Origin of the sequence: Streptomyces sp. 1331.2 (assembly GCF_900199205.1) — a bacterium.
GTDB lineage: Bacteria > Actinomycetota > Actinomycetes > Streptomycetales > Streptomycetaceae > Kitasatospora.
In genome coordinates, this window is sequence record NZ_OBMJ01000001.1 from 3,422,769 (window position 1) to 3,447,249 (window position 24,481).

Below are 24,481 nucleotides of genomic sequence, written 5' to 3' on the forward strand. Positions count from 1 at the left end.
CGGTCCGGGAGGAGTGCTTCAGGGGCGATGGTTCGGAAGCGGTGGCTCAGAACTTGGCGATGGCGCCGGCCTGGTCGTTCGCGTTGTCGAGGGTGGCGGCCAGCACCTCGCCGTTCTCGCCGACCGACAGCATGGTGGCGTGGATCGTGCGGAGCAGGTCCGTCAGGTTCTTGGTGCCCTCGTCCACCTGCTTGTGGTACTGCTTGCCGATCTCGTCGTTGCCGCCGACGGTCAGGTTCATGTCGTTGATGTGCTTGGCCTCCAGGCTGATCTTGTCGACCATGTCCCTCAGCTCGAAGAACTCGGCGAAGCTCCGCTTGAGCATCGAGGTCTTCGCGGTGACGCCCTGGTCAGCCACGGAACTCCTCCTGGCGGTCGGCCTTCTTCTTCTGGTCCTCGGGCTGGTAGTCGGGCTTCATCGCCCAGAGCGGGGCCAGGATCTCGTCCAGCTCGGTGCCGCCCGTCATGTTGAGCCGCAGCGTCTCGCCGAGGCCGTCGAAGCGGCCGATCCGCTCGGCGACGTCCTCGCCGACCTTCGCCCGGGCCTCGTTGAGGGTGTCGGTGAGCACCTTGGCGAGCTCGGCGGGGGCCATCTCGCGGTAGCCGTCGGTGTGGAAGGTCATCGAGACGACCTGGCCCTGCGAGCCGACCTTGACGGTCACCAGCCGGTCCTTGGAGGTGACCGAGGCGGTGAGCTCGAACATCTCCTTCTGCAGTTCCTCGGCCCTGGCCAGCTCGGTCTGCATCTCCGCCATCGCCTGGGCGATCTGGTCGGCGAAGGGGTTGCTCATCTGCGTTTCCTGTCTCTTCGTTCGCGTGGGTCGACGGCCCGGGCGCGGTCAGCGTCCGATGACGCCGTGCACGGCAGCGGTCTCGGTGCCCCAGACCTCTTCGTCCTCCGCCAGCCAGGTGGTGCGGCGGCGGTCCTTGTCGTTGGGGCCGCCCTGGCCGCCCATGCCGGCGCCGCCGGGCGGCATCATCGGCGGCATGCCGCCGGAGCTGGTGGCCGTCTGGCGGCCGGTCAGCAGGGACTGCTCCTGGGCCGCGGCCCGGGCGGCCTTCTCGGCGGCGGCCCGCTCGGCATTGGCCTGGTCGACGGCGGCCTTCATGGCGTTCGGGTCGCCGTTGGAGGTCAGCGCCCGGTTGCTGAGGCCACCGCCCATCCCGGTGATCATCGGGCCGCCGCCGGGGGCCAGCAGGCCCCCCGCGCCCTCGCCGGACGAGCCTCCGAGGCCCATCGTGTTGTAGGAGAAGCCGCCGGCACCGAAGTGGCTCGGCGTCAGCAGGTCGTCCCCGCCGCCGCTGTCGCCCCCGGTGAACCGGTCGGCCAGCAGCTGCCGGTACTGGGAGACGGTGTTGCCCTTCTCGTCGCGCAGGGTGCCGTCCGGACCGATGGTGTAGTTCGGACCGGCCACCATGGGGTTGCCGTTGGCGTCGAGGACGGGCTTGCCGTTCTCGTCGACGATCCGGCCGTCCTTGGTGATCACGGAGCCGGGCGGCACGGTGGTCGGGCGGCCGGAGCCGGTGCCCCCGGGGAAGAGGTCGTTCAGCCCGCCGCTGCCGAGGCCGGGGTTGCCGATCAGGTCGAGCCCGGTGTTCCCGGTGGTCCCGCTGTGGTTGCCGGAGCCGCCCGATCCGCTCCCGCCGCCGGTCAGGTCCAGCTTGCCCTTGCCGCCGGTGCCGTTCCCGTCCAGGCCGAGGTTCTTGAGGTCCGGGCCGCCGCCCAGGCTCTTGTTCTGGGGGCCGCCACCGCCGCCACCACCCATGCCCAGGTTGTCGATCTTCGGGTCCGGGACCTTCTCGTCCTTCTTGTTCGGGTCGTCCTTGCCGCCCGGCCCGTCCGTCGTGGGGTCCTTGGCCTTCGGCATGATCAGCGGGAAGGGATCCAGCGGGGTGGCCGCTCCCGCGGCGATCCCGTAGGCCGTCCCGACGGAGGTGAGCGCCGTCTCGGCGGCCTTGTCCAGGACGTCGGCGACGTGCTGGAGCCAGATCTCCCGCCCCCGCTTCTCCACCGCCTTCCAGAAGTCCGTCGTCTTCGGGTCTCCGAAGGTCGCGTTCTTCAGGGTGAACTTGAGGTCGTACGTGCCGGAGGTGGTGTCGCCGAGCGATCCGATCTTGTCGGGCCGCGACGTGTTGAACGAGACGTCCTTGGCCTCCTCCTTCACGTCCAGCGTGGCGCCCTTGAGCCCCTCCATGAGCGCGGCGGTCACGCAGTTCGTCGGCCAGGCCAGCGTCGAGTTGAACCACGCCTCCCAGGCGGTGTTCAGCGTCTCGAAGGCCGTGTTGAGCGCGTCACGACAGGACAGCAGGTACGAACCCACCCCGCCCTGGGTGATGTTGCGGTTGTCGGCGTCGAGTTCGTTGCGCAGCGCCATCAGCACTGCGCGGAAGGCCCCGGCCGCACTGCCCTGCCAGTCGCTGTCCTTCTTGGCGACCGTGTTCGCGAACCCCTCGACCTCCTTGATCCAGCCGTCGAGCAGGATCATGACGTCCAGGAGCAGGTTGGCCAGCTTCTCGAACTGGGGGACGTCGAGCCGGTCGTTGGTCCTCGGCAAGGCCTTGTACAGGCGTTTGAAGGGCTCCGTGCTCCCCGTGAACGCGGCGAGTTTGCCGCCCGCGCCGTCGAGGTTGGGGTAGAGGATGTGGCAACCGACCACGTAGCTGGCGTTGTAGACGGTCCCGGCCGGAACCTTGTACTGGAAGTACCAGGCGACCCAGGAGTCGAGGTGCACCCCGGTGTCCTTGCCGTCCGGCGTCTGCCAGCCGCTGACGTCGTCGGCGTACGTGTTGCTGGTGTCGATCCACGGCTTGTCGTCCTTGAACACGTCCTGCGCGCTGGTCGACTTGCCGTCGCTCGTCGAGCCGAGGAACGTGATCGCTTCATCCCATGTGTGCCCCATGACGGACCCTTCTTCGGCCGGGCGCGACCGGACGTGAGGCGGGGCCGGCCCGTGGCCGGACCGGCTCCGCGGTGGTGACGACGGCTCACCGGCGAACCGTCAGGGCTTGCTGCCGGCCCCCGGGTTCAGGGTCCGTTCGGCGAGCCGCATGAACTGCGCGTAGTCCAGGGCCTCGTCCTTCGCGTTGTTCAGGTAGAGGTCCGCCATGCGCAGGTCGGTGGTGAGCGTGTTCAGCTGCTTGACGAAGGTGCCCAGGAGGCCGTCGATCGACTTGCAGTAGGCCTTGATCGCATCGGCCAGGTCGCTGGGGCTGTTGAAGGTCCCGGCGTTGTTGCCCGCGAGGAAGGGGATCGCACCCGTACCGAGCGATCTGAACTGCGCCACCTTCTCGTTGGTCTTGATCTCGCTGACCAGGGCGTCGATCTTCGCGGTGAACTCGGTCAGGGAGTTGTCGGTGACCTTGAAGTCACCGCCGTTCCCGCCGTCGCCCTGGTTGCCGTCGCCGCCCTCGCCCGTCGTCCCCACGGCGGTCAGCCCTGCACGTGGTCGAAGTGGGTGCTGGCCCGCATGTCCGCGTCCTTGATGACGTTGCGGATCTCGGTGAGGGCCTGGTGGGCCGCCGTGATCTTCTGGGTCATCTGGCCGTCGGCGTTGTGGAGCGTGGTCGCGAGCTGGCCGGCGGCCACCGCGTAGTCACCCTGCAGCTCGTGGTTGATCTTGCTGTTGAGGTAGTCCTGCAGCGAGGTCATCGCCTCGTGCATCGTCTTGGAGTGCGCTTCGAGGTCGGTGATGGCACTGTCGATGCCCGCGTAGTGGAGCGACATGCTGCCCATGGTGCGTCCCTTCGGGTTCCGGGAGGAGTGTGTCGGTGCGGAGGCGGGGCGCCGGCCGCTACTTGGGGTTGAGGACGTCCTCGACGTGCTGGCCGGGGCCGCCGCCCAGGGCGCCCAGGGCGAGGTTGTTGGTGTGGTCGTCGGCCGAGTTGAAGATGGTGCCGCTGTCGCCGAGCTTCCCGTGGAAGGCCTCGTAGTCCCGCTTGACCAGCGCGTACTGCTCCAGCCAGTCGCGGATCTGGTTCTGGAAGGTGGTGCTGGCCGCGCCGGAGAAGCTGTCCCGGACGGCCGTGTTGATGTCCTCGATGTACGCCGCGGTCTGCGTCATCTGGGTGTACCGCGACTCGACTTGGGTCCTGATGTCGGCCAGGACCTTCTGGTCGATCGTCGTCTGCTGGGTCACCGTCAGTACCTCCTCCGGTAGCGCCGGCCGGGGCCCGGCCGGCGGGGTGTGCCGCGGGCCGACGGAGTCGGCCCCTCAGGTGGAACGGGCGTGCCCGATGGGGCGGTTCAGCCCGCGGTGTCCCGCCCGGGCGGGTGCCGGGTCAGCGGGCGCAGCGGCCCTCGGCGGCGGCCTGCGGCTGGACGACGCCGCCCGCGAGCGGGGCCGGGTCGAGGCTGGGTCCGGTGGGCAGCAGCGAGAGCAGCCGCCCGGGCACCGCGGCCGGGGCGGTCTTGCCGTAGCCCAGCCGGTCGGCGACCGCGGCGGAGGCCAGCGGGTACTTCACCCCGGTGTCGGTGACCAGGTAGAGGGTGGTGCCGAAGCCGCCGCCGGACAGCGCCCGCACCAGGGCGCCGCCGCCGGGGCGGACGGCGATCCGGTCCGCCGGGGTGCAGGCGGGGATGACGCCGGGCTGCAGGGTCGGCGGCAGGCCGAGCACGGAGGTGGTGTCCGGGACGACGACGTCGAGTTCGCCGCCGTCGGAGCCGGAGCGCAGCGCCGCGCAGAGCGCCTGCTCGCCCTTGGGCGCGAGCAGGGCCGGCACCCGGGCGGGCAGGCCGGCCTGGCTGAAGGCGGCCGCGGCTGCGGCGGGCGCGGAGTGCGCGGCGAGGTCGGCGGCGCCGACCGGGGCGGGCTCCACCCGGCCGCCCCCGTACGCCTCCTGCTGGGTGTGCGGATCCCCTTGGAGCAGCGCGAGTTGGGTGGCGGTGACGGGGACGAGGCCCGCGTCGGCGAGCAGGTAGCGCTCCTCGCCGGTGCCGGTGAACAGCTGGCCGATCCGGGTCGGGCTCCCGCTCAGCGTGGGCCCCGGCTGCCCGCGTCCGGGCACCTCGGGGCTGCGCAGGTCCGGTCCGGCGGGGAAGGCCGCGAGGAAGGCGGCGGGGACGGGCACGGGCGTGGCGGCGGTGTAGCCGAGGGCGCGCACGGCGCCGCCCGCGGTGTCCACCGCGAAGCGGCGGCCGTGCCAGAGCAGGCTGGTGGCGCCGTCGGGCGTGCCGACCAGGACGGCCTGGTCCCCGGCGGCGCGGCCGCCCGGGCGGGTGCCGACGGCGACCGACAGCTGCGGGGGCCTGCGGGCGGCGCCCGAACCGGCCGCCGCGCCCGAACCCGCTGCGGCGCCCGCGGTCTGGACGGTGCAGACCAGCCAGTCGGCGGCGCCGACGGCGGCCGGGCCGGGCAGCCCGTCCGGGGCGCCGACGATGCCGATCGGGGTGCCGCGCGCGGTGCCGTCCAGCGAGCGGGCGGAGACCTGGTCGACCTTCAGCTGGTCCCCGGCGAGCAGCTTGGCGCTGGCCTCGTTGAGCACCGGGTGGAGCAGACCGTCGGCGAAGACGTACCGGGCGCCGCTCTCCTTGACCACGACCAGGGTGCCGGGCTTCTGCCAGCCCGTCGCGCCACCGGGCTTGATCAGGCCGTAGACGCCGGCGCCGGCGCCGATCAGCAGGGCGACGGCCAGGCCGAGCACGGCGCCCCGGTTGGTACGGCCGACGGGCGTGTCGGGGGCGTCCGGCTCGGCGCGCAGGATGCCCGCGGCGACCCGGCTCATCACGAACAGGTGGGCCTGGACCTGGTCGCGTCGGGACTGCATGGCGGTGGTCCTCCTCGGAGCGACGGGGACGGGGGAGCGGTCGGGCGGTTCAGCCCGCCAGGCCGCGCATCATCCGGTAGAAGCCGAGCACCTGGAGCGCGAACGGCAGCAGGGCGAGCGCGGCGAGCGAGTGCAGCAGGTCCCCGGCCCGGCCCCAGTACGGCAGCAGCCGGCGGCCCGGCACCGCCCAGGCGGCGACGGCCAGCCCGGCGGCGACGACCACCAGGACGGCGAACAGCGCGAAGCGGCCGGACGGTTCGGCGTCCTGCCCGGTGCGCCAGGCCAGCAGGGCGAGGCCCAGCGCGCCCGGCAGCAGCAGGGCCAGCCGCTGGCGGACGCCGCCGATGTCCCGGGCGTGCAGCAGGAGCAGCAGTGACAGGTCGGCGGACATCGCGGTGGCGCCCCAGCCGCCGTCCCGGGCGGTGGCCAGCAGGGCGAGGGCGCCCGCGCACACCGCGCCGACGGCGACGAAGAACCCGGCCAGGTAACTGTCTGCGACGAGGCTGCGGGCGAACACGTCCTCGGCCGGGAACGGCTCGATCTCCTCCTGGAGTTCGTCCGCGTTGCGGGGCAGCGCGGGCAGCCGCAGCCCACCCAGCTTGAAGGCCAGACCGGGCACGAAGGCGCCGAACAGCACGGCCGCGGCGGCGATCACCGCGGCCGAGTGGGTGGTCGGCACCCCGTACGCGGCGAGCGCGCCCGAGCCGAGGGCGAGGACGGCCGCCACCGCCAGCCCGGCGAAGAACGGGCCGGCGCCGATCACGGCCAGCGCCAGCACGGTCGCCCCGACCGCCGCCGAACCGCCCGCCAGCAGCCGGGCCGGGCCGGTGACTCCGGGCAGCAGGGCGGCCGCCGCGGCCGCGTAGGCCACCCCGGCGGCGCCCAGCGCGATCCCGGCCGGCGGATCGGCGACCAGCCTGGTCACCGCGCCCCCGGCCCCGAGCAGCAGCACCGCGACCACGGCCGCCGCGGCGCAGCGCGGGCCGTCCGGCCCGGGCAGGGCGAGCAGCAGCAGGCCGCCGGCCAGCGCCACCAGGGCGAGGGCCAGGGCGAGGTGGTGGGTGACGGCGGGCCGCCAGGAGTCGCCGCGGGCGGTGGTTCCGGCCCGGACGCCGTCCACCAGGTCGTCGAAGTGGACCTCGGGCAGCGCCTCCTGCCCCGGCCGCAGGAACAGCTCCTCGCCGTCGCGCAGGCCCAGGCCCTCCAGGGTGCGTTCCTCGTCCAGGGGCGGGCCGCCGACCCGCTGGAGGACCCAGCCGGAGTGCTCGGTGCCGCTCTCCTCGACGGCGGCGCCGGCGTAGTCGAGGACGGCGCCCAGCAGGTCGGCCAGCACGACGTCGCCGGGGAGGGCGAGTTCGAACGCGGTCTCGGGGGCGCGGAACCGCAGCCGGACCAGCCCTGACGCCACCGTGGTACCGCTCACCTGTCGCGCCCCTCCGCTGCGGCCGGACTGCCCGGTCTCCCCTTCCAGCAACGGGCGCCCCCGTACGGGCGGTTCACCGGACCTGCCGGACACCGCCCGTACCGCCCCCGGTGAACCCGCGGGTCCCGCCCGTACCGCCCCCGCCTGCACCCGCCCCTGGTGAACCCGCGGACCCCCGCCGGCCGTACGTCCGGGTGCGACGCGGGCCCGGGCCGCCGGGCGCACCGCCTCCGGCAACCGGCCCGCACCGCCACCGGCGACCCCGCCGGCGCCGCGAGAGGAGAAGCCCGTTGAGCGTGGTCGTGGTCGACCGCCCGCCCCGGCGCCCGGGACCGGCGCTGCCGGACGGCGAGCTCCAGCTCCAGGAGCCGCCGGTCCTGCCGGAGCAGCAGAGCGGCATGTCCAACATGATCGCCATGGCGCCGATGGCGCTGAGCTCGCTCTCGATGGTGATGATCTTCCTCAACCCGCAGTCCTCCGGCGGGCCGCTCACCTACGTGGCGATGGGCATGATGGGCCTGTCCGCCGTCGGCATGCTGGTGACCCAGCTGATCCGCGGCGCCAGCGACCGCAAGCGCCAACTGCGCGGCGAACGCCGGGACTACCTGCGCTACCTCTCCCAGATGCGCCGTCAGGTCCGCCGCCACATCGTCGACCAGCGGCTCGCCCTGGCCTGGCGCCACCCCGCGCCGGGCGCGCTCGGCTCGCTGGTGCGCACCTCGCGGCTGTGGGAGCGCCGCACCGCCCACCCGGACTTCGGCGACGTCCGGATCGCCACCGGCACCCAGCGGCTGGCCGTCAAGCTCGCGCCGCTGTCCACCCAGCCGGTGGAGGACCTGGAGCCGCTGTGCGCGCACGCGCTGCGCCGGTTCATCCACGCCTACGGCTCGATCGCCGACCAGCCGATCGCCTTCCACGTGCGCGGCTACGCCCATGTGCTGCTGCGCTGCGAGCACCCCGAGGACGAGGACCCCACCGCCGAGGGCCACACCGAGGGCAACGGCGAGGACGCCCCCGAGCCCGACCCGGAGCCGGCCCGCGCCCTGGCCCGCGCGATGATCGCCCAGCTCGCGTTCTTCCACGCCCCCGACGAGCTGCGCATCGCCGCCGCCGTCGCCCCCGAGCGGCGCGCCGACTGGGCCTGGCTGAAATGGCTGCCGCACGCCCTGCACCCCACCGAGACCGACGGCGCCGGACCGGTGCGCCTGGTCGCCGAGTCGATCCTGGAGCTGGAGCAGCTGCTGGGGCCGGAGTTCACCGACCGTCCGCCGTACGAGCCGGACGCGCAGCCGGGCCGCGACGAGCCGTACACGGTGATCGTCGTGGACGGGGTCAAGCTGCCGGCCGGCAGCCGGGCCCTGCTGGCCGGCTACCGCAACGCCGTCCTGCTGGACCTCTCCGGGGCCGTGGAGTGGCAGCACGCGCAGTTCCGGCTGCGGCTGCGGATCACCGGCGACCGGCTCGACCTGGTCGCCGCCGACCGCAACCGCCGCGACGAGGCCACCCCGCTCGGCCGCCCGGACGCCCTGTCCGTCCCGGCCGTCCGCCGCCTCGCCACTGTGCTGGCCCCGTACCGGCTGGGCGACTCGCTGGACGCCGCCGAGCCGCTGAGCACCGACTTCGACCTGACCGCCCTGCTGGGCGTCAACGACCTGTACCAGCACGACGTCGGCCGCAGCTGGACGGACCGCCCGCGCGGGCAGCGGCTGCGGGTGCCGATCGGGGTCGGCGCGGACGGCAACCCGGTGGAGCTGGACCTCAAGGAGTCCGCGCAGGGCGGCATGGGCCCGCACGGCATGCTGATCGGCGCGACCGGCTCCGGCAAGTCCGAGCTGCTGCGCACCCTGGTGCTGGCGCTGGCGCTCACCCACTCCTCCGAGACGCTGAACTTCGTCCTGGTCGACTTCAAGGGCGGCGCCACCTTCCTCGGCCTGGACGAACTCCCGCACACCTCCGCGGTGATCACCAACCTGGCCGACGAGGCCGCCCTGGTCGACCGGATGCGCGACGCCCTGCACGGCGAGCTGAACCGCCGCCAGGAACTGCTGCGCTCGGCCGGCAACTACAGCTCGCTGCTGGACTACGAGACCGCCCGGGCCGGCGGCGCCCAGCTCGACCCGCTGCCGACACTCTTCATCGTGGTCGACGAGTTCAGCGAACTGCTGTCCGCGCACCGCGACTTCATGGAGCTGTTCATCATGATCGGCCGGCTCGGCCGCTCCCTCGGCGTGCACCTGCTGCTCGCCTCGCAGCGCCTCGACGAGGGCCGGATGCACGCCCTGGAGTCCCACCTGTCGTACCGGATCGGCCTGCGCACCTTCTCCGCCATGGAGAGCCGCGGCGTCCTCGGCGTCCCCGACGCCTACCAGCTGCCCTCCCAGCCCGGCAACGGCATCCTGCGCAGCGACATCGCCACGCTCACCCGCTTCAAGGCGGCGTACGTCTCCGGGCCGTACCGGCGCCGCCGCGGAGCCGCCCAGCAGGCCGCGGTGGCCGGGCAGATCGTCCGCTACGACACCGAGTACACCGCGCCGCGCCGGCCCGACCCGGAGGCGGTAGCCGCCGAGGAGGCCCGGCGCGCCGAGGAGGAGGAGAACACCGAGACCCTGCTGGAGCTGGCGGCCGCCCGGATGCTCGACGTGGGCCCGCCCGCCCACCGGGTCTGGCTGCCGCCGCTGGAGACCCCGCCCACCCTGGACGAGCTGCTGCCGCCGCTCGCCCCCGACCCGCGGTACGGCCTTGCCCCCGAGGACCGCGGCCCGGTCGGCACCCTGACCGTCCCGGTCGCCGTGGTGGACCGCCCCTTCCAGCAGCTGCGCGAACTCCTCACCGCCGACCTCTCGGCGGCCGGCGGTCACGTCGGCATCGCGGGCGGCCCGCAGAGCGGCAAGAGCACCCTGGTGCGCACCCTCATCACCGGCCTCGCACTCACCCACACCCCGCGCGAAGTGCAGTTCTACTGCCTGGACTTCGGCGGCGGCACGCTCGCCGCGCTGCGCGGACTGCCGCACCTGGGCGGCGTCACCGGCCGCCACGAGCCCGAGCGGGTCGGCCGGACCCTCGCCGAGATCAACGGCATCATCGCCCGACGCGAGCAGAGCTTCGCCCAGCTCGGCATCGACTCCGTCGCCACCTTCCGCCGCCGCCGGGCCGCCGGGGACCCGGCACTCGCCGACGAGCGCCACGGCGACGTCTTCCTGGTGATCGACGGCTGGGGCACCCTGCGCCAGGAGTTCATGGACCACCTGCCCGCCCTGACCCTGATCGCCGGACGCGGCCTCAACTACGGCGTCCACCTAGTGGTCACCGCCGCCCGCTGGGGCGAGCTCTCCAGCGGACTGCGCGACCAGCTCGGCACCAAGTTCGAGCTGCGGCTCGGCGACCCCATCGACTCCATGATCAACATGCGGGCCGCCGACACCGTCCCCCGCGTCCCCGGCCGCGGCCTCACCCAGGACCGGCTGCACTTCCTCACCGCCCTCCCCCGGATCGACGGCCAGGGTGACAGCGACAGCCTCGCCGACGGCGTCGCCGACCTCGTCGACGCCGTCAACGAGCACTGGACCGGCCCGCGCGCCCCCGAGGTGCGGATGCTGCCGCTGCAGCTCGACGCCGCCGCCCTGCCCGCCCCCGAAGGCCGGCTGCGGGTCGCCATCGGCCTGGAGGACGCCGCGATCTCCCCGCTCTGGCACGACTTCGAGGAGTCCCCGCACCTGCTCGTGGTCGGCGACAGCGAGAGCGGCAAGACCAACCTGCTGCGCCTGATGGTCGACGCCATCACCACCGCCTACACCCCGGCCGAGGCCCGGATCATGCTGGTGGACTTCCGGCGCGGCCTGTACGACAGCGTCCCGGAGGAGTACCGGCTCGGCTACGCCGTCGCCGTCGACGTGCTCCGGCAGGTCGTCACCGGCGCCGCCCGCGCCATGGAGGCCCGGCTCCCCGGCGAGGAGATCACCCCCGCCCGGCTCAGGCTGCGCGACTGGTGGACCGGGCCGGAGCTGTTCATCGTCGTCGACGACTACGACCTCATCCCCGGCCAGTCCGGCGCCAACGCGTTCGGCCCGATCCTCGACCACCTCGCCCAGGGCACCGAACTCGGCCTGCACCTGATCGTCGCCCGCTCCGCCAACGGCATCGGCCGCGCCTACTCCGACCAGCTGCTGCGCCGGCTCCAGGACGTCAACACCCCGGTCGCCCTGCTGTCCTGCCCGCCGAGCGAGGGCGCCCTGTTCGGCAGCGTCAAACCCCGCCAGCTGCCGCCCGGCCGCGCCCTGCACATCACCCGGCGCCGGACCGTCCAGGTGCAGACGGGCCTGATGCCGGACCCGGCGGAGCCGGACGGCTCGGACGGCGGCTCGGACGGCGGCTCGGCGGGGTGACGGCGGGCGGTGAAGCCACCGTGCGGATGAACCCGCGGCCCGGCCGGGCCCGTTTACCCCGGCGATGAGTCCTTCCCGCAGCGGCCGCCCCGCCGACGACCCGGTGTCGCCCGACGCGCCCCGCCGCCGGTTCGCCCGGTGGCGCGGCGCGGCAGCCGAGCTGCCCCCCGGCACGGACGGCCCGGACGGTCCTCACGGGTCCGGCGCGCACGCCCGGGTGCCCGCGGTCGCCGGGCCGCAGGGCGGCGCCCCGACCGTCATCCGCTCCGAACTGCGGCCGGTCGGCCCGCACTTCGTCATCGCGCCGTCCACCGCCGGGCAGGACGAACTGTCCGCCGCCGTCGGGGCGCTGCGCCCGGTGCCCGACAGCATCATCGTGGTCGCCGCCGCCCCCGACTCGGCCCCCGTGCTGCGCGACCGGATGGCCGACCTCGGCGTCATCGCCCGCTCCCGCGGCGCCACCAGCCTGGTGCTCGCCGCCTCCGGCCTCGCCGCGCTCGCCCCCAACGGCCGCCGCCCCGCCGAGGTCGTCGCCGACCGGGCGGGCCTGCCGGTGGTCGCGCCGGACGGCCTGGTGGAGATCACCCAGGACGGCAACCTCAAGGTCATCGCCCCCGACGGCGCCCCCGAGGGGGCCACCTGGTGGCACTGCGCCCCCGGCGCCGCACCACGCCCGGTGCGCGAGACCATCGGCGCCACCGCCCCGATCGAGCCGCACCACGCCGCCGGCCCGCTCCTCCCCACGGTTCCGGCCGTCGTCCCCACGGCTGCTGCCGTCCCTGTGGTTCCTGCGGTTCCCGCCGTTCAGGCCGCCCCCGCCGGCTCCCGGGCCCCGGCCGTCCAGGTGCACCGGCTGCCCGTCGGCTACTGGCTCACCCACCCCGCCGTCCGGCCGTCCGCCCCGCGGCCCGACCTCACGCTGGCCGGCGCACCGCCCGGCACCGTCGTCCTGGTCGTCGGGACACCCGCCCTGCCGGTCCTGCTGCCCGAGGACTTCGCGGACACCGTGGCCGCCCTGCCCCTCGGATCGGCCCGGCTGCTGGTCAGCGCCCCCTGGGCCGCCCCCGCCGAACTCGCCACCCTCACCGGCGCGCTGTCCGCCCGGCTGGCCCGGCCGGTGAACGCCGCGATCGGCCTGCCCGTCATCGGTCCGGGCGGCCCCACCTCGTACGTCCTCGACACCCACGGCCGCGCCTGCTGGGAGCCCTACCTGCTGCGCCTCGCCGCCGCCCCCGGCCTGGGCACCGTCCCCTCCGGCTGGCGCAACGGCGGCGCGAGCTGGCACACCGCGGGCCCCGCCGTCTTCGACGCGTTCCCGTACTGGGCCCTGGAGGCCGTCCCGGCCGGCCTCTGGCTGCGCCCGGAGCCCCCGCACATCCTCACCCCCCGCTTCCGCCGGCCCGAGTCGGCCCGCCCGCTGCTGATCGTCGGCGAGCGGGACCGGCCGGTCGACGCCGAGGTCTTCGAGGAGCTGGGCAAGCTGCTCGACCGCCTCCCGGAGGCCGCAGCCCAGGGGTTCGGGCTGCTGGTCCACGGACTGCTGGAACCGGCCACCGAACGGATCGCCCGCTTCGTCGCCCGGATGCACGAACTGGACTGGCTCGGCCCGGAACAGCCCGTCGGAGCCGTCCCGGGCGTGGCGCCGGTGGCGTACGGGATCGGCCCGGCGGCCCGGCCGGAGGCGGTGCCGCAGGCGGCGCCCGTCGCCGCCCCGCGCCCGGCCGCCGTCACCGCCTCCGCCCCCGCCGCCGCGGCCATCGCGGGACCGGCGACCCAGGCGACCCCGGCGGCCCTGACCGCTGCTCCCGAGGAGCCCGTAGCCGAGCCCGCAGCCGAACCCGAAGCCGAACCCGAGGTCGAGGTAGCCGCCCCGCTCCCCGACCCGACACCCCGGCCAGTTCCCGCCGCCGTGGGCCCGCCCATCCGGACCTCGACCAGCGGCGGACCGGACGAACCCGCCGCCGGCCCCCGCAGGCCGGTGGCCCCGGCCACGTACGGCTCGACGCCCGCCGTTCCGTCCTGCACGGCTGCGGCCGCGACCGAGGGCGGTCATCGGCCCGAACCGGCCACCGAACCGGCCACCGAACCGACCGCCCCACCCCCCGTCCCGGCACCGGAAGCCGACCCGACCCCCGCCCCGGACGAGGAGCCGACCGAAGCTCCCCCCGCCGCACCCGTCACCACGCCTGTCCCCGCACCCGTCCCGGCGCCCGACGAGGACCCCGCCCCGGACGGCGAGGACCCCGCCCCGGACGGCGAGGACCCCGCCCCGGACGGCGACGACCCTGACCCGACCCCGACCCCGGTCCCTCCGCCCGCCGCGCCGCAGACCCGCCTGCTCACCCCGGAGGCGTCCCCCGCCACCGGAACCGCCGCACCCGTCAGCAGCCCGCACGACCGCGACGCCGTCCGCACCCTGCTCGGCGAGCACTACCAGCGCTGCTCCGGCCGGGTCGACCAGGTCGCCACCCGGCTGCCCGGGCTGCGCTCCACGGCCAAGGACGACATCAAGCCCGACCTCGCCGCCGTCCTCCTCCACCACGGCGACACCGGAGTCCCGGTCCCCCGCGCCGAGTTGGTGGCAGCCGCGCGCTCCGGCGATCCGACGCTCGCCCCCTTCCTCCGCTGCCTGGGCTCCGGCCTGCGCCGCCTCCCCAGCCACCACGGCGCGGTCCTGCTCTGCGCCCCGCCCGGCCTCGACCCGGAGGCCCTGCTGGCCCACTACCGCGCCGGTCAGCGGCTGACCGAGCCCGCCCCGGTCACCGGCCTGTCCGCGCCCGCCGTCGAACTCCCAGGCTCCACCGTAGAGTTCTTCATCTGGTCGGCCACCGGCCGACGCACTGCCGCCTTCGGCAGCGGCACCGAGCCGCAGGTCACCTTCACCCCCGGCACCACCTTCACCGTCCTCGCCACCACCCCGTCCGACCGGACCGACCCGGCGGGCCGCCCCGCCCGCGTCCTGCTGCGCGAGTCCGGCCCCGCCGACGCCGACCCTGCCGACCGTGACCGCAGCGCCCTGTCCCGCCTCACGGTCTGGCTGGACCGCCGCGACCAGCTCTCCCCCGCCGACCGCCGCCACGTCGAGGACACCGTTCCCTTCCACCTCACCCCCGGCGTGGAAGTCCTCCCGGCCGCCTCTTGACCCGCATCAACCGACCTTGCCACCATCGGTCGATCCGTCGAACTCCCGGAGGACGCATGGCACTCACCGACCGCGTCGCCGCCAGGCTCGCCGACCGTTTCGGCCAGGAGGCCGGCGCCACCGCCGCCCTGCTGGAGGAGGCCGAGGCGCGGGTGCAGCACGGGCAGGACCGCGAACGGATCACCGCCGCCCTGGTGGTCCTGGCGGACGGCAGCCCGGACCGGCTGCACGAGGCGATCCAGCTCCTGCAGACCGACTGGCGGGACCTCCTGATGTCGGCCGAACTCGCCGACGGCGACTGGCCGTCGAGGCTGGACGCCCTCTTCGGCCCGCACCGGCCCGCCTGACGCCGACGGCTCAGGCCGGCCCTTCCGCCTCCACCAGTTCGGCCGGGAGCACCACCGACGCGATGACCCCGCCGGTCTCGGCGGGCGTCAGCCAGACCCGGACACCGTGGCGGCCGGCGAGGCGGGCCGACGACGAAGAGGCCCGTACGGCGGGAGACCGAGAGGTCCACCGGCGCCGGGTGGGCGAGGCGGTCATTGAGGGCGACGACCTCGTCGAACGCGATGCCGATCCCCTCGTCGAGGACCCCGACCATCACCTGGCCGTCGGGCAGGGCGCGGGCCGTCACCTGAACCGTGGTGCCCGGGTGGGAGTACGAGGCGGCGTTCTCCAGCAGCTCGGCGAGCAGATGGACGAGGTCGGTGACAGCGGCGCCGACCACCTCGATCTCCGGTACGGCGGCGATGTCGATGCGCTGGTACTGGTCCACCTCGCCGGCGGCGGCCCGGAACACGTCGACCAGCGGGACGGGACGCTTCCAGCGGCGGCCCGACTCCTCGCCCGCGAGGATGAGCATGTTCTCGCAGTGCCGACGCATCCGCGTCGCCAGGTGGTCCAGCTCGAACAGGCCGTCCAGCTGCTCCTGTTCGGGCTCACTGCGCTCCAGTTCGTCGAGGAGCGACAGCTGGCGCTGGACCAGGCCGGCGGTGCGGCGCGACAGGGTGGTGAACACCGTGTTGGTGGTGTCGAACCGGAGGGCCTGCTCGGCGGCGAGGGTCGCCAGCCCGTGGTGGAGGGTGTCGAAGCAGCGGGCCAGCCGCCCCACGTCGTCCCGGCCGTGCAGGCCGACGGACGGCAGCGTCAAGCTGCCTCCCTGCTCCGGGAGTCGGTCGGTGGTGATCGTCCGGAGCAGTTCGGGGAGGTGCGTCCCGGTGATCCGCTCCGCAGCCTCCCGGAGTTCCCGCAGGGCCGCCGGCGTCCGCAGCCGGCTCACCCGCCGCCCCTCGTCCACGATCTCCTGCGCCTCGGTCTGCGCGGCCCGCCGTACGGCCTCGGCTTCCTCCCGCGCCGTGCGCAGCAGACGGTCCGCCTCGGCCGAGCGCGCCACCGCGACCCGGATGGCCTCGGCTCGGGCCCGCTCCGCCTCCGCCCGCACGCTCTCGGCGCGCGCCTCGGCCTCCTCCACCAGGTGCGCGGCCTGCCGTCGGGCCTCCTCCAGGACGGCCGCCGCCTCCGCCTCCGCGCGGGAGCGGATCTGCCGCGCCTGCTCCTCGGCCGCACCGGCCTTCTCCGCCGCCGCCCGCTCCGCCTCCTCGACCAGCTGCTTGCCGGCGTTCCGGAGGCGGCCCAACGGGGACTGGACCTGCCGGTTGAGCGCTTTGAGCTCCACCCACCGACGCCGCCAGTGCTCGATCAGCTCCGGGTGCGCCTTGTGGCCGCGCGGTGTGCGCCCGTCCACCGGCAGCGGGTTGCTGACCACCCGGACGAACTCCAGCAGGAAGCTCATCGAGGGCAGCCGCTTGCCGGTGAGGAGGTCGGTGATCCCCGCCTTGGTCAGCTTGAAGACCTGCGCCGCACCGCAGATCTCACCGTAGGAGGGGGCGCCGTACTCGATGTGCAGACGGTTCAGCTCGGCCACGAAGGCGGCGAACCGCTCGTCGTACGCGGCGACGGCCGCGAGATCCCCCGGGTCGGTCTCCACCGGTCGGTCCGTCACGGCTCCCCCTGTCGACGCTGCCTCAGTCCCCTTCCGCCACAGCCTACTTCGAACATCCTCGGACGGTCCTGAACGTTCTCGAACGCCTGCCGACGGGCCCGCCGTTCAGGAACGGCACCCCGGCGTCCGACTCCCCGGCGCCCCCGTCCGGGATCCGGCGGGCCCGTACGGCTGCCTGGGCCCGACGGCGGGACTTCTGGTCGGCTCGGACCATGACGGACGAAGACTCCCGCCCCCTCCCCGACCGCCCCGACCGCCCCGACCGCGCCGACGCCCCCGCAGGCTCGACCCGGCAGCGGACGCTGGACCTGATCGCCCTCGTCACCCTCCTGGTGATCGCCACCGGGGTCTACCTGACGGCGGGCAGCGGCGGCTTCTCGGTGATCACCGGCGCCGGTGTCGGCCTCTACGGCCTCTGGCGCGCCCGCCGGTGAACGCCCCGACCGACCCGACCGACCGACTCGACCGACCGCCCCGCCGGCCATGCCGCCCGGAAACGCAGCAGCACCCCGGCCGAAGACCCGGCCGGGGTGCTGCGCTGCAGGTCGGAACAGGCGTGACCGCCTCATCCCGGGTGGGGCACCAGGGGCTCGAACCCTGAACCTACGGATTAAAAGTCCGCAGCTCTGCCAATTGAGCTAGTGCCCCGCGGCCCCGTGGTCCCGGCGGTACCTGTCGGTACCTGCTGGGAGGGCCACGGTGATCCTACCCGGTAGGGCCCAGGGCTCCGCCAGTGGATTGCGCGGGCGCGCCGGGTGCGTGGAGCGGCCCCCGGGGCGGCCCGACGGGCGGGGTGTAGTGGGCGGCGCGGACGCGGCGGAGCCAGGCCTCGACGGGGCGCGGGTCGGGGGCGGCGGGCAGGACCCCGGGGCGGCCGAGGCGGTCGGCGGCGTCGGCGAGCAGCGCCTCGGCGACGGCGGGCCGGTCGGCGATGCGTTCGCCGAACTCGCGGACGTGTTCGGGGTCGGGCAGGCGGATCAGGCTGCGGCCGGTCTCGTGCAGCCGGACGGCCTGCTCGACCAGCCGGACCAGGTGCCGGGCGTGCTTGGCGGCCCGGCGGCGGGCGGCCGGTTCGGCGCGGTCGCGGGTGAGCAGTTTGCGGAACTGCTGGTCGGCGTAGCCGAGATAGGCCTTCCGTACCGCCGGCGCGCTGAGGAAGGCCTCGCGGATGCCGATCAGTTCGTCGCCGAGCGGGGTGCGGGTCTCGTACAGGTCGTCCGGCAGCCAGACGAGTTCGGACGCGGTCGGGTTGCAGCCCAGCGCCAGCCGGCACCACTTGGCGGCCTCGTGCAGGGTGAGGTCGGGCGCGGTGGTGACGTGCGATTCGGCCGGGCGGTGCAGGCCGTGCAACTCCTCGGTGGGGGTGGCGAACAGGCCCAGCCGGTCGACGTCGGAGCCGGCGTGCGCGAGGCCGTACGCGGTGGATCCGACGATCCCGGACAGCAGAACGGTGCCGGCGGGCACGGCGGCAGGTGCAGCGGCGGGCATGGGCGGTCTCCTCCCGGGAGCCGTACGGACGGGTACCGGGCATCCTCTCCGGAGCGGGCCGCGCCGGGCGAGCGATTTCCGGTCCGCCGCAGTCCCGGCCGCCGATACTGGCCGCATGGAGCACGATCCCCACCCGGCCCCGGACCACCCGGCGCCCGTCGACGTCGAGAAGCTGCGCGCCTGGTGGTCGCACCGCCAGTGGCTGGACCGCCCGCACACCGGCGCGTCCGCCGCCGAGGTGCTGGCCGCCACCGGCTGGGCCCGCTCGGTGGGCGGCGCGGCGCCCTACCTGGGCCTGTTCGCCCGGGCCGGGCTGGGGCGGGCCGCGGTGGACGAGGCGGTGGCCCGGCTGGAGGTGCACGAGCTGCCGTCCGCGCGGGGCTGCACCTACCTGCTGCCGGCCGCCGACTTCGCGCTGGGCCTGGCCTCCGGCGCGGCCGCCCCGGAGGGCGAACTCGCCGCCGCGGAGAAGCACCTGGGGGTCGGCCGGGACGAGGTGGAGAAGCTCTGCCTGGCCATCGAGCGGGTGCTGGCCGAGGGCGGCCCGCTGGATCCGACCACGATCCGGGAGGCGGTCGGCGACGCCGTCCGGCCGCTCGGCGAGGCGGGCAGGAAGCGCGGCCTGGCCACCACCCTGCCACTCGCCCTCGGGCTGCTGCAGTCGCGCGGCCGGGTCCGCCGGGTGCCCGTCAACGGCCGTCTGGACCAGCAGCGTTACGGCTACGCCGGCTGGGACCAGCCGGTCGCGGGGGCCGCGGTCGACCTCGCCCGCCGCTACTTCTCCTGGGCCGGCCCGGCCACCCTGCGGCACTTCCGCTGGTTCTCCGGCTTCACCGCCGCGACCGCCCGCCGGGCCGTCGCCGAGGCGGGCCTGGTCCCGCTCGCGCCCGGCTCGGAGTTCCTCCTGCCACCCGAACTCGCCGAGGAATTCGCCGAGTTCACGACACCGCGGCAACCCCACTACACCCTGCTGGCCGGCATCGACGGCATCCACCTGCTGCACCGCGACCTGCCCCGGCTGCTCGACCCCGCCGACGCCGCCCGCCCGTTGCCCGTCGGCCGAGCCGGGCGCACCTTCGGCGGCGAGGCCGACCCGCAGACCCACCTGGTGCTCGACCGCGGCCGGATCGTCGGGCTCTGGGAGTACGACCCCGAGCGGGCCGAGATCGTCCTGCTGCCCTTCGTCCCGCCGGACGACGCCCTGCGGGCGGCGGTGGCCCGCACCGAGGCCTTCGTCCGCGACGAGCTCGGCGACGCCCGCGGCTTCAGCCTCGACTCGCCCAAGAGCCGGGCGCCCAGGATCGCCGCGCTACGGGCGGCCGGCGCGGGCGGGCTCGGCCGAACGGCCGGGTAGCGTACGGGACATGTCGACCACCACGCCCGACGCGTCCGCCGCCACCCGGCCCGCCACCGCCCAGGCCGCCGGCTCCCCGGCCGTCACCGACGAGGTCCTGATCGTCACCGGCGCCGGCCGCGGTATCGGCGCCGCCACCGCCCTGCTGGCCGCCCGCCGCGGCTACCGGGTCTGCGTCAACTACCGTACGGACGAGGCCTCGGCGGCCGGTGTCGTGGACGCGATCCGGGCCGCGGGCGGCACCGCCCTCGCCGTGCGCGCGGACGTCAGCCGCACGGCCGAGGTGGAGCGGCTGTTCGCCACCGTGGACACCGAACTCGGCCCGCTCACCGGCCTGGTGAACAACGCGGGCACGCTGGAGCGGCAGTGCCGGCTGGAGGAGATCGACGAGGAGCGGCTGAACCGGATCTGGGCCGCCAACATCACCGGCCCGTTCCTCTGCGCGGCCCAGGCCGTCCGCCGGATGTCCACCCGGTACGGCGGGCGCGGCGGCGCCATCGTCAACGTCTCCTCGGCCGCCTCCCGGATCGGCTCGCCGAACGAGTACGTCGACTACGCGGCCGCCAAGGGCGCGGTGGACTCGATGACCCGCGGCCTCGCCCTGGAGGTCGCGGCCGAGGGGATCCGGGTCAACGCGGTGCGGCCGGGACTGATCCACACCGGCATCCACGCGCTCGGCGGTGAGCCCGGCCGGGTCGACCGGGTCGCCCCCGGCCTGCCGATGCAGCGTGGCGGACAGCCGGAGGAGGTCGCCGAGGCGATCCTCTTCCTGCTCTCCCCGGCCGCCTCGTACACCACGGGCGCGTTCCTGGAGGTCTCCGGCGGCCGCTGAGAGCCGTCCCCGCCCTGCGGAGGGGCCGCTTTCGGACAGCGTTCGCCCGCCACCGAACGGCCCCCTCCGGTTTCCTTCCCCGCGCCCGCCCCCGCCCGTACGGTGGAGGTCATGACCGACGCCTTCATCGACATCCCCGGTGTGCGCAACTTCCGTGACGCGGGCGGGATCGGCGCCCTCCGCCGGGGCGTGCTGTACCGCTCCGGCTCCTTCCACACGCTCACCGAGGAGGGCGCCCGGCGACTCAAGGCGCTCGGCCTGCGCACGGTGTTCGACCTGCGCAGCCCGTTCGAGCTGGAGGTCTGGCCGGACCAGCGGCACGGCCTCGACCACGAGTCCCTCAGCCTGCCCACGCTGCCCGCCGACCGCGGCGACGTCGACCGGCCGTGGCCCGAGGACCAGGCCTCGCTCTACCCGTTCATGGCCGAGACGGCCGGCCCCTCGCTCGCCGCCGTCATCCGCCGCCTCGCCGCGCCGGAGTCCCTGGCCGCCGTCGTCCACTGCGCCGTCGGCAAGGACCGCACCGGCCTCACCATCGCCGTCCTGCAGTCCCTGCTGGGCGCTTCCGAAGCCGACATCACCGCCGACTTCCTGCTCTCCAACATCGGCCTCGGCCTGGACAAGGGCCCCGCCCCGTACATCGACGAGACCGGCACCGAGCGCGTCTCCCGCCCGATCAGCGCCGAACTCATCGCCTCCTCCCTCGCCTGGATCCACACCCACCACGGCACGATCCCGGCCTACCTCCGCCACCACGGCGCCACCGAAGCCGAACTGGCCGCCGTCCGCACCAACCTCTCGGCCTGACCGCCGGCTACCCCCGCCACTCGAACCGCCACCACTGGGTCGGGGAGTCGGTGTCCTCCCACTGCCGGACGCCCTCCTCCGGGGGCTCCGGCGCCGTCAGGGGCTTGCCGCTGATGAAGCTGGTGACGGTGTAGGTGCCCGGGGCGTCCACGTGGCCCTCCAGCAGCCACTCCTGGGCGCCGAAGGCGTTGGCGCCCCACTGCTGGATCGGGACGCCGTCGTCCGGGGAGGCCCCGGTGACGTCGAGGCGCTTGCCGCTGGCGGCGTTCTCGATGTGGAAGAGCGCGCCGCCGGGGTGGACGGCGGTGAGGTGCCAGAGCTGGTTGTCGGTGCCGTCGTCCGGGCCCAGCACGATCCGGGCGCCGCTGCGCCGGGAGGCGCCGGCGACCTGCAGCAGCAGGCCGCTGCCGACGTTGCGGACGAGGAAGCTGCCGTCGGTGATCGCGGAGCCGGCGGAAGCGGCGGTGTCGGCGGAGCCGGCGGAGTCAGTCACGCTCGCAGTCTGCCACCGCCTACCGACAGGCCACCCGGCCGGGTCGCGGGGGCGTTTCGACCGGGCCCGCCCCGCCGCCTATGCTGCGGCGAATGTCCACCGAGCAGACCCCGCCGCACCGTCAGCCGACCCCGTCGCACCGTCAGCAGCCCGCCCTCCTCGCAGCGGTGGCCGACCTGGAGGCGGTGGTCGCCGCCGGGGACGACGAGGACTTCGGCCCGGCCCTCGGCCGGGTCGGCGGGCTGTTCGGCCCGGCCACGCCGGAGGAGCGGGTGGCGGCCGGCCCCCGGCTGGCCGCGCTGCTGCCGGACGCCCCGCCGTTCCCCCGCTCGCACCTGGCCATGGTGGTGGGCGCCTGCGTCGAGCACGGCGCCGACCCGGTGGCCTGTGCCGGCCCGGTGCTGGCCGGTCTGCGCGGCGCGCTGACCGGGACGGAGCTGCTGCTGCGACGCTGGGCCGAGACCGGCGGCGGCCCGCTGCCGGACCCGGAGGAGGACGATCCGGCCGGGGCACACGCCCGGATCGCCGACCCGGCGGTCCTGGACGAGTGGCACGCGCACCTGGCCGTGGTCGGCTGGTGGACGCTGCACCTGTGGCAGCAGGCGTCCTGGGCGGTGTACGCGCACGCGCCGGTGCGGGCCGAGGCCCGCGCCTCGGGCGTGACCGGGGTGCTCGTGGAGCTGTTCGGCCGGTACGGCGGCGAGCGGCACGACTTCAAGGGCCTGGCCCACCTGGCGCTGATGCTGGACGACGAGCCGCTGCTGGTGCTCGACCGCCCCACCGGCACCGGCTACCTGCTGCGGATGAGCGGCCTGAGCGACACCTTCCAGCTGCACACCCTGCTCGCCGACGTGCTGATCGGCGGCGGCCACCTGCCCGGCGTCCCGCAGGACCCGGAGGTGGTGGCGCTGGCCCGCTCGGCGTTCCTGGACGGCCGCCGGGTGATCGCGACCGGCGCCTTCAACCTGGTCGCGCCGGACGGCTCCTGGCTCTGGAACGAGGGCACCCCGAGCGACGTCCCGCTGCTGGACGGCGTGCGCACCCTGGTCCTGGAGCCGCTGCCGTACGAGCGCAGCTGGGCGGCCGGGCGCTTCATCCAGGAGGTCCCGGGCGACCTGCGGCTGGAGCGGGTGCTCGCCCCGGCGGAGGCGGCGGAGCTGCTGGCCCGCACCGTCCCGGGCTACTCCGTCGAGCAGGCCTTCCGCTGAGCGGTGCCCGGCGGGCGGTGCCGTCCGGCGGGCGGCGGCCTCCGAAGACCGCCGACCCGGCCGGATCGGGGCCGGGTTAGGGTCGGAAGCCGACGGGCCCGAAGACCGGCCCTGGCAGCCTCACCTGTGACGAGTGGAGTCGACGATGGCGAAGGTTCCGAACGTACTCGCGGCGGCCGCGCCCGCCGCGCTGACCGCGGCGAGCGGTCTGGTCGGCGGCTACGGCGTCGCCCGCTGGACCGGCCGGCGTCACCTGGGCGGCGCGGTGCTGGCGGTGGCCGGCGCCGGGGCGGCCGCGCAGTGGCGTCGCAGCTCGGGCCCGGGCACCGCGGCGGCACTGACCGGCCTGTACGTGGCGGCCTTCGGCGGCTCGCACCCGCTGGCGAAGCGGATCGGCGCCTGGCCGTCCGTCTTCGCCGTCACCGGCGTGGTCGCGGCCGCCTCCACGGCCGCAACGGTGCTCTCCGCCCGCAAGCGTTAGGGCCTGTCCGGCGGATCTTGTCGGATCAGCGCGCGGCGTCGGGCGCCCGTCTGGGCGTGCGCCCGAATCGCCCTCGTACTGGGTGTACTTGGACGATTCGGGCGTGCGTCCAGGCGGGATGATCCGGCGTCGTGCGCCCGGCAAGATCCGCCGGACAGGCCCTAGCCGCAACGCGGCAGCCGCACACCCCTCAGCGCCCCGCTCCCGCTGCCGTCCCGAACCGGGCCTCGAAGGCGGCCCGGTTCGGGGAGACCGGCGTGCGGTCCCAGACCGCGAACACCACCCGCTCGAAGGCCGCCCCGTACCGGGCCAGCGCGCCCTCGAAGGCCTCGGCGACCTGCGCCGGGTCGTTGCCGAACACCCCGCAGCCCCAGGCGCCGAGCACCAGCGTGCGCACCTCGTGCCGGGCGGCCGCCGCGAGCACCCGCACCGCCCGCTCGGCGAGCACGCCCCGGACGTCGGTGCCGGGCGAACGCCGTTCCAGCTGACCGGCGTTGGGGGCGGGCGAGGTCAGGAAGGTGACCGGGTACGGCTGCGCCAGCAGCTCGCCGCGCCCGTCCCGGATCACCGGCACGTCCGGCGAGACGATCACCCGGTGGCTGTACCGAAGGTCGGTGGAGGCCCGGTGCGCCTCGTAGTAGTCCGGGGCTTCCACCAGGCAGCTGTACAGCAGCGCGCTGCGGCACAGGTCCTCCTCCTGGGCGCGGGCGCCGCGCAGGTAGCCGCCGCCGGGGTTGCGGGCGGAGGCGAAGTTCAGCACCCCGACCGGGCCGGCCCCGGCCGCGACCAGCCGCCGGGCGGCCTCGATGCTCCCCTCGGCCGTCACCTCGACAACCCCGCTCGACCCGACCCCCGCCCCGGCCTCCGCCCCGGCCTTCGGCCCGGGCCCCGGCTCGCCCGCCGCCACCAGGGCGTCCAGCGCCTGCGGCGGGTAGGACACCGTCCCGGCCCTGGCCGCCGTCAACTGCTCCCCCACCTGCACGAGTTCGCCCCCGGCCGTCCGGTAGCTCCCCCGCCCGGCGATCTCCTCGTTCACCCGTGCCACGTCATGCAGTCTGCTGCTCATGCCCCGGAGGCTACGGGACTACCGCCGCCGGGCGCCACAG

Annotated in this window: 20 protein-coding genes and 1 tRNA gene; 8 read left to right on the top strand and 13 right to left on the bottom strand. The window is 75.2% G+C overall.

The window, feature by feature from the left end:
* Positions 1-46: 46 nt before the first annotated feature.
* The 8 genes from CRP52_RS14375 to eccD all read right to left on the bottom strand — a co-directional run bounded on the left by CRP52_RS14375 (position 47) and on the right by eccD (position 7,186).
* A complete protein-coding gene (locus tag CRP52_RS14375; protein ID WP_097236756.1) occupies positions 47-358 on the bottom strand; it encodes a hypothetical protein in 312 nt (103 codons plus the stop codon).
* Positions 351-791: a YbaB/EbfC family nucleoid-associated protein gene (locus tag CRP52_RS14380; protein ID WP_097236757.1), complete on the bottom strand. Its 441-nt coding sequence runs from the start codon at positions 789-791 to the stop codon at positions 351-353. The genes CRP52_RS14375 and CRP52_RS14380 overlap by 8 nt, the downstream gene beginning before the upstream one ends.
* 48 nt (positions 792-839) lie before the next feature.
* On the bottom strand, positions 840-2,900 hold the full coding sequence (locus CRP52_RS14385) for a hypothetical protein (RefSeq protein WP_097236758.1): 2,061 nt from the start codon (positions 2,898-2,900) through the stop codon (positions 840-842).
* Positions 2,901-2,999: 99 nt separating this feature from the next.
* Positions 3,000-3,425 carry a hypothetical protein gene (locus tag CRP52_RS14390; RefSeq protein ID WP_097236759.1) on the bottom strand — a complete coding sequence of 142 codons (426 nt, stop codon included), beginning with the start codon at positions 3,423-3,425 and terminating at the stop codon, positions 3,000-3,002.
* Between the two features lie 5 nt (positions 3,426-3,430).
* A complete protein-coding gene (locus CRP52_RS14395) occupies positions 3,431-3,724 on the bottom strand; it encodes a hypothetical protein (protein ID WP_143685742.1) in 294 nt (97 codons plus the stop codon).
* Positions 3,725-3,791: 67 nt separating this feature from the next.
* Positions 3,792-4,136 carry a hypothetical protein gene (locus tag CRP52_RS14400; RefSeq protein ID WP_097236761.1) on the bottom strand — a complete coding sequence of 115 codons (345 nt, stop codon included), beginning with the start codon at positions 4,134-4,136 and terminating at the stop codon, positions 3,792-3,794.
* 142 nt (positions 4,137-4,278) lie between these two features.
* Positions 4,279-5,763, bottom strand: coding sequence for a type VII secretion protein EccB (eccB, locus tag CRP52_RS14405; RefSeq protein ID WP_097236762.1), 1,485 nt, complete (start codon positions 5,761-5,763; stop codon positions 4,279-4,281).
* Positions 5,764-5,812: 49 nt separating this feature from the next.
* Positions 5,813-7,186, bottom strand: coding sequence for a type VII secretion integral membrane protein EccD (gene eccD, locus CRP52_RS14410; protein ID WP_097236763.1), 1,374 nt, complete (start codon positions 7,184-7,186; stop codon positions 5,813-5,815).
* 290 nt (positions 7,187-7,476) lie between these two features.
* Here eccD and eccCa point away from each other — a divergent pair, with 290 nt between their 5' ends.
* Together eccCa and CRP52_RS14420 are read left to right on the top strand one after the other, a co-directional pair.
* Entirely contained in the window at positions 7,477-11,568 is a 4,092-nt protein-coding gene (eccCa, locus tag CRP52_RS14415; RefSeq protein ID WP_257032479.1) for a type VII secretion protein EccCa, read from the top strand.
* 64 nt (positions 11,569-11,632) lie between these two features.
* Complete coding sequence (locus CRP52_RS14420) at positions 11,633-14,710, top strand: hypothetical protein (RefSeq protein WP_097236764.1); 3,078 nt, start codon at positions 11,633-11,635, stop codon at positions 14,708-14,710.
* On the opposite strand, the gene CRP52_RS38195 is transcribed toward CRP52_RS14420, so the two are convergent.
* Complete coding sequence (locus CRP52_RS38195; RefSeq protein WP_179852798.1) at positions 14,673-16,712, bottom strand: ATP-binding protein; 2,040 nt, start codon at positions 16,710-16,712, stop codon at positions 14,673-14,675. The genes CRP52_RS14420 and CRP52_RS38195 overlap by 38 nt on opposite strands.
* Before the next feature lie 212 nt (positions 16,713-16,924).
* Between CRP52_RS38195 and CRP52_RS37615 the strand changes: the two genes are divergently transcribed.
* Entirely contained in the window at positions 16,925-17,146 is a 222-nt protein-coding gene (locus CRP52_RS37615; protein ID WP_097236766.1) for a hypothetical protein, read from the top strand.
* Between the two features lie 141 nt (positions 17,147-17,287).
* Here the strand turns inward: CRP52_RS37615 and CRP52_RS14435 are convergent.
* Positions 17,288-17,360, bottom strand: a tRNA-Lys gene (locus CRP52_RS14435).
* 57 nt (positions 17,361-17,417) lie between these two features.
* Positions 17,418-18,200 (bottom strand): DNA polymerase beta superfamily protein, encoded by a 783-nt coding sequence (locus CRP52_RS14440; RefSeq protein WP_097236767.1) that lies wholly within the window; start codon positions 18,198-18,200, stop codon positions 17,418-17,420.
* A gap of 115 nt (positions 18,201-18,315) precedes the next feature.
* On the opposite strand from CRP52_RS14440, the gene CRP52_RS14445 reads away from it, so the two are divergent.
* From CRP52_RS14445 to CRP52_RS14455, 3 genes are all read left to right on the top strand, one after another.
* Positions 18,316-19,554: a DNA glycosylase AlkZ-like family protein gene (locus CRP52_RS14445; protein ID WP_097236768.1), complete on the top strand. Its 1,239-nt coding sequence runs from the start codon at positions 18,316-18,318 to the stop codon at positions 19,552-19,554.
* Between the two features lie 10 nt (positions 19,555-19,564).
* The gene (locus CRP52_RS14450) at positions 19,565-20,386 is read left to right on the top strand and encodes an SDR family oxidoreductase (RefSeq protein WP_097236769.1); all 822 of its coding nucleotides are present in this window, start codon (positions 19,565-19,567) and stop codon (positions 20,384-20,386) included.
* 111 nt (positions 20,387-20,497) lie between these two features.
* Positions 20,498-21,193: a tyrosine-protein phosphatase gene (locus CRP52_RS14455; protein WP_097236770.1), complete on the top strand. Its 696-nt coding sequence runs from the start codon at positions 20,498-20,500 to the stop codon at positions 21,191-21,193.
* A 7-nt stretch (positions 21,194-21,200) separates the two neighbouring features.
* On the opposite strand, the gene CRP52_RS14460 is transcribed toward CRP52_RS14455, so the two are convergent.
* The gene (locus CRP52_RS14460) at positions 21,201-21,686 is read right to left on the bottom strand and encodes an RICIN domain-containing protein (protein ID WP_257032480.1); all 486 of its coding nucleotides are present in this window, start codon (positions 21,684-21,686) and stop codon (positions 21,201-21,203) included.
* 92 nt (positions 21,687-21,778) lie between these two features.
* On the opposite strand from CRP52_RS14460, the gene CRP52_RS14465 reads away from it, so the two are divergent.
* Together CRP52_RS14465 and CRP52_RS14470 are read left to right on the top strand one after the other, a co-directional pair.
* Positions 21,779-22,894 (top strand): hypothetical protein, encoded by a 1,116-nt coding sequence (locus CRP52_RS14465; RefSeq protein ID WP_097236771.1) that lies wholly within the window; start codon positions 21,779-21,781, stop codon positions 22,892-22,894.
* 145 nt (positions 22,895-23,039) lie between these two features.
* Positions 23,040-23,375 (top strand): hypothetical protein, encoded by a 336-nt coding sequence (locus CRP52_RS14470; protein WP_097236772.1) that lies wholly within the window; start codon positions 23,040-23,042, stop codon positions 23,373-23,375.
* Between the two features lie 190 nt (positions 23,376-23,565).
* Here the strand turns inward: CRP52_RS14470 and CRP52_RS14475 are convergent, their stop codons facing one another.
* The gene (locus tag CRP52_RS14475) at positions 23,566-24,441 is read right to left on the bottom strand and encodes a TIGR02452 family protein (RefSeq protein ID WP_097236773.1); all 876 of its coding nucleotides are present in this window, start codon (positions 24,439-24,441) and stop codon (positions 23,566-23,568) included.
* Positions 24,442-24,481: the final 40 nt, after the last annotated feature.

Bases quoted from the DNA above. Each gene is read 5' to 3' on its own strand.
- CRP52_RS14380 (WP_097236757.1), bottom strand. From the start codon at position 791: ATGAGCAACCCCTTCGCCGACCAGATCGCCCAGGCGATGGCGGAGATG.
- CRP52_RS14385 (WP_097236758.1), bottom strand. From the start codon at position 2,900: ATGGGGCACACATGGGATGAAGCGATCACGTTCCTCGGCTCGACGAGC.
- CRP52_RS14395 (WP_143685742.1), bottom strand. From the start codon at position 3,724: ATGTCGCTCCACTACGCGGGCATCGACAGTGCCATCACCGACCTCGAA.
- eccB (WP_097236762.1), bottom strand. From the start codon at position 5,763: ATGCAGTCCCGACGCGACCAGGTCCAGGCCCACCTGTTCGTGATGAGC.
- CRP52_RS14420 (WP_097236764.1), top strand. From the start codon at position 11,633: ATGAGTCCTTCCCGCAGCGGCCGCCCCGCCGACGACCCGGTGTCGCCC.
- CRP52_RS37615 (WP_097236766.1), top strand. From the start codon at position 16,925: ATGACGGACGAAGACTCCCGCCCCCTCCCCGACCGCCCCGACCGCCCC.
- CRP52_RS14440 (WP_097236767.1), bottom strand. From the start codon at position 18,200: ATGCCCGCCGCTGCACCTGCCGCCGTGCCCGCCGGCACCGTTCTGCTG.
- CRP52_RS14445 (WP_097236768.1), top strand. From the start codon at position 18,316: ATGGAGCACGATCCCCACCCGGCCCCGGACCACCCGGCGCCCGTCGAC.
- CRP52_RS14450 (WP_097236769.1), top strand. From the start codon at position 19,565: ATGTCGACCACCACGCCCGACGCGTCCGCCGCCACCCGGCCCGCCACC.
- CRP52_RS14455 (WP_097236770.1), top strand. From the start codon at position 20,498: ATGACCGACGCCTTCATCGACATCCCCGGTGTGCGCAACTTCCGTGAC.
- CRP52_RS14465 (WP_097236771.1), top strand. From the start codon at position 21,779: ATGTCCACCGAGCAGACCCCGCCGCACCGTCAGCCGACCCCGTCGCAC.
- CRP52_RS14470 (WP_097236772.1), top strand. From the start codon at position 23,040: ATGGCGAAGGTTCCGAACGTACTCGCGGCGGCCGCGCCCGCCGCGCTG.
- CRP52_RS14475 (WP_097236773.1), bottom strand. From the start codon at position 24,441: ATGAGCAGCAGACTGCATGACGTGGCACGGGTGAACGAGGAGATCGCC.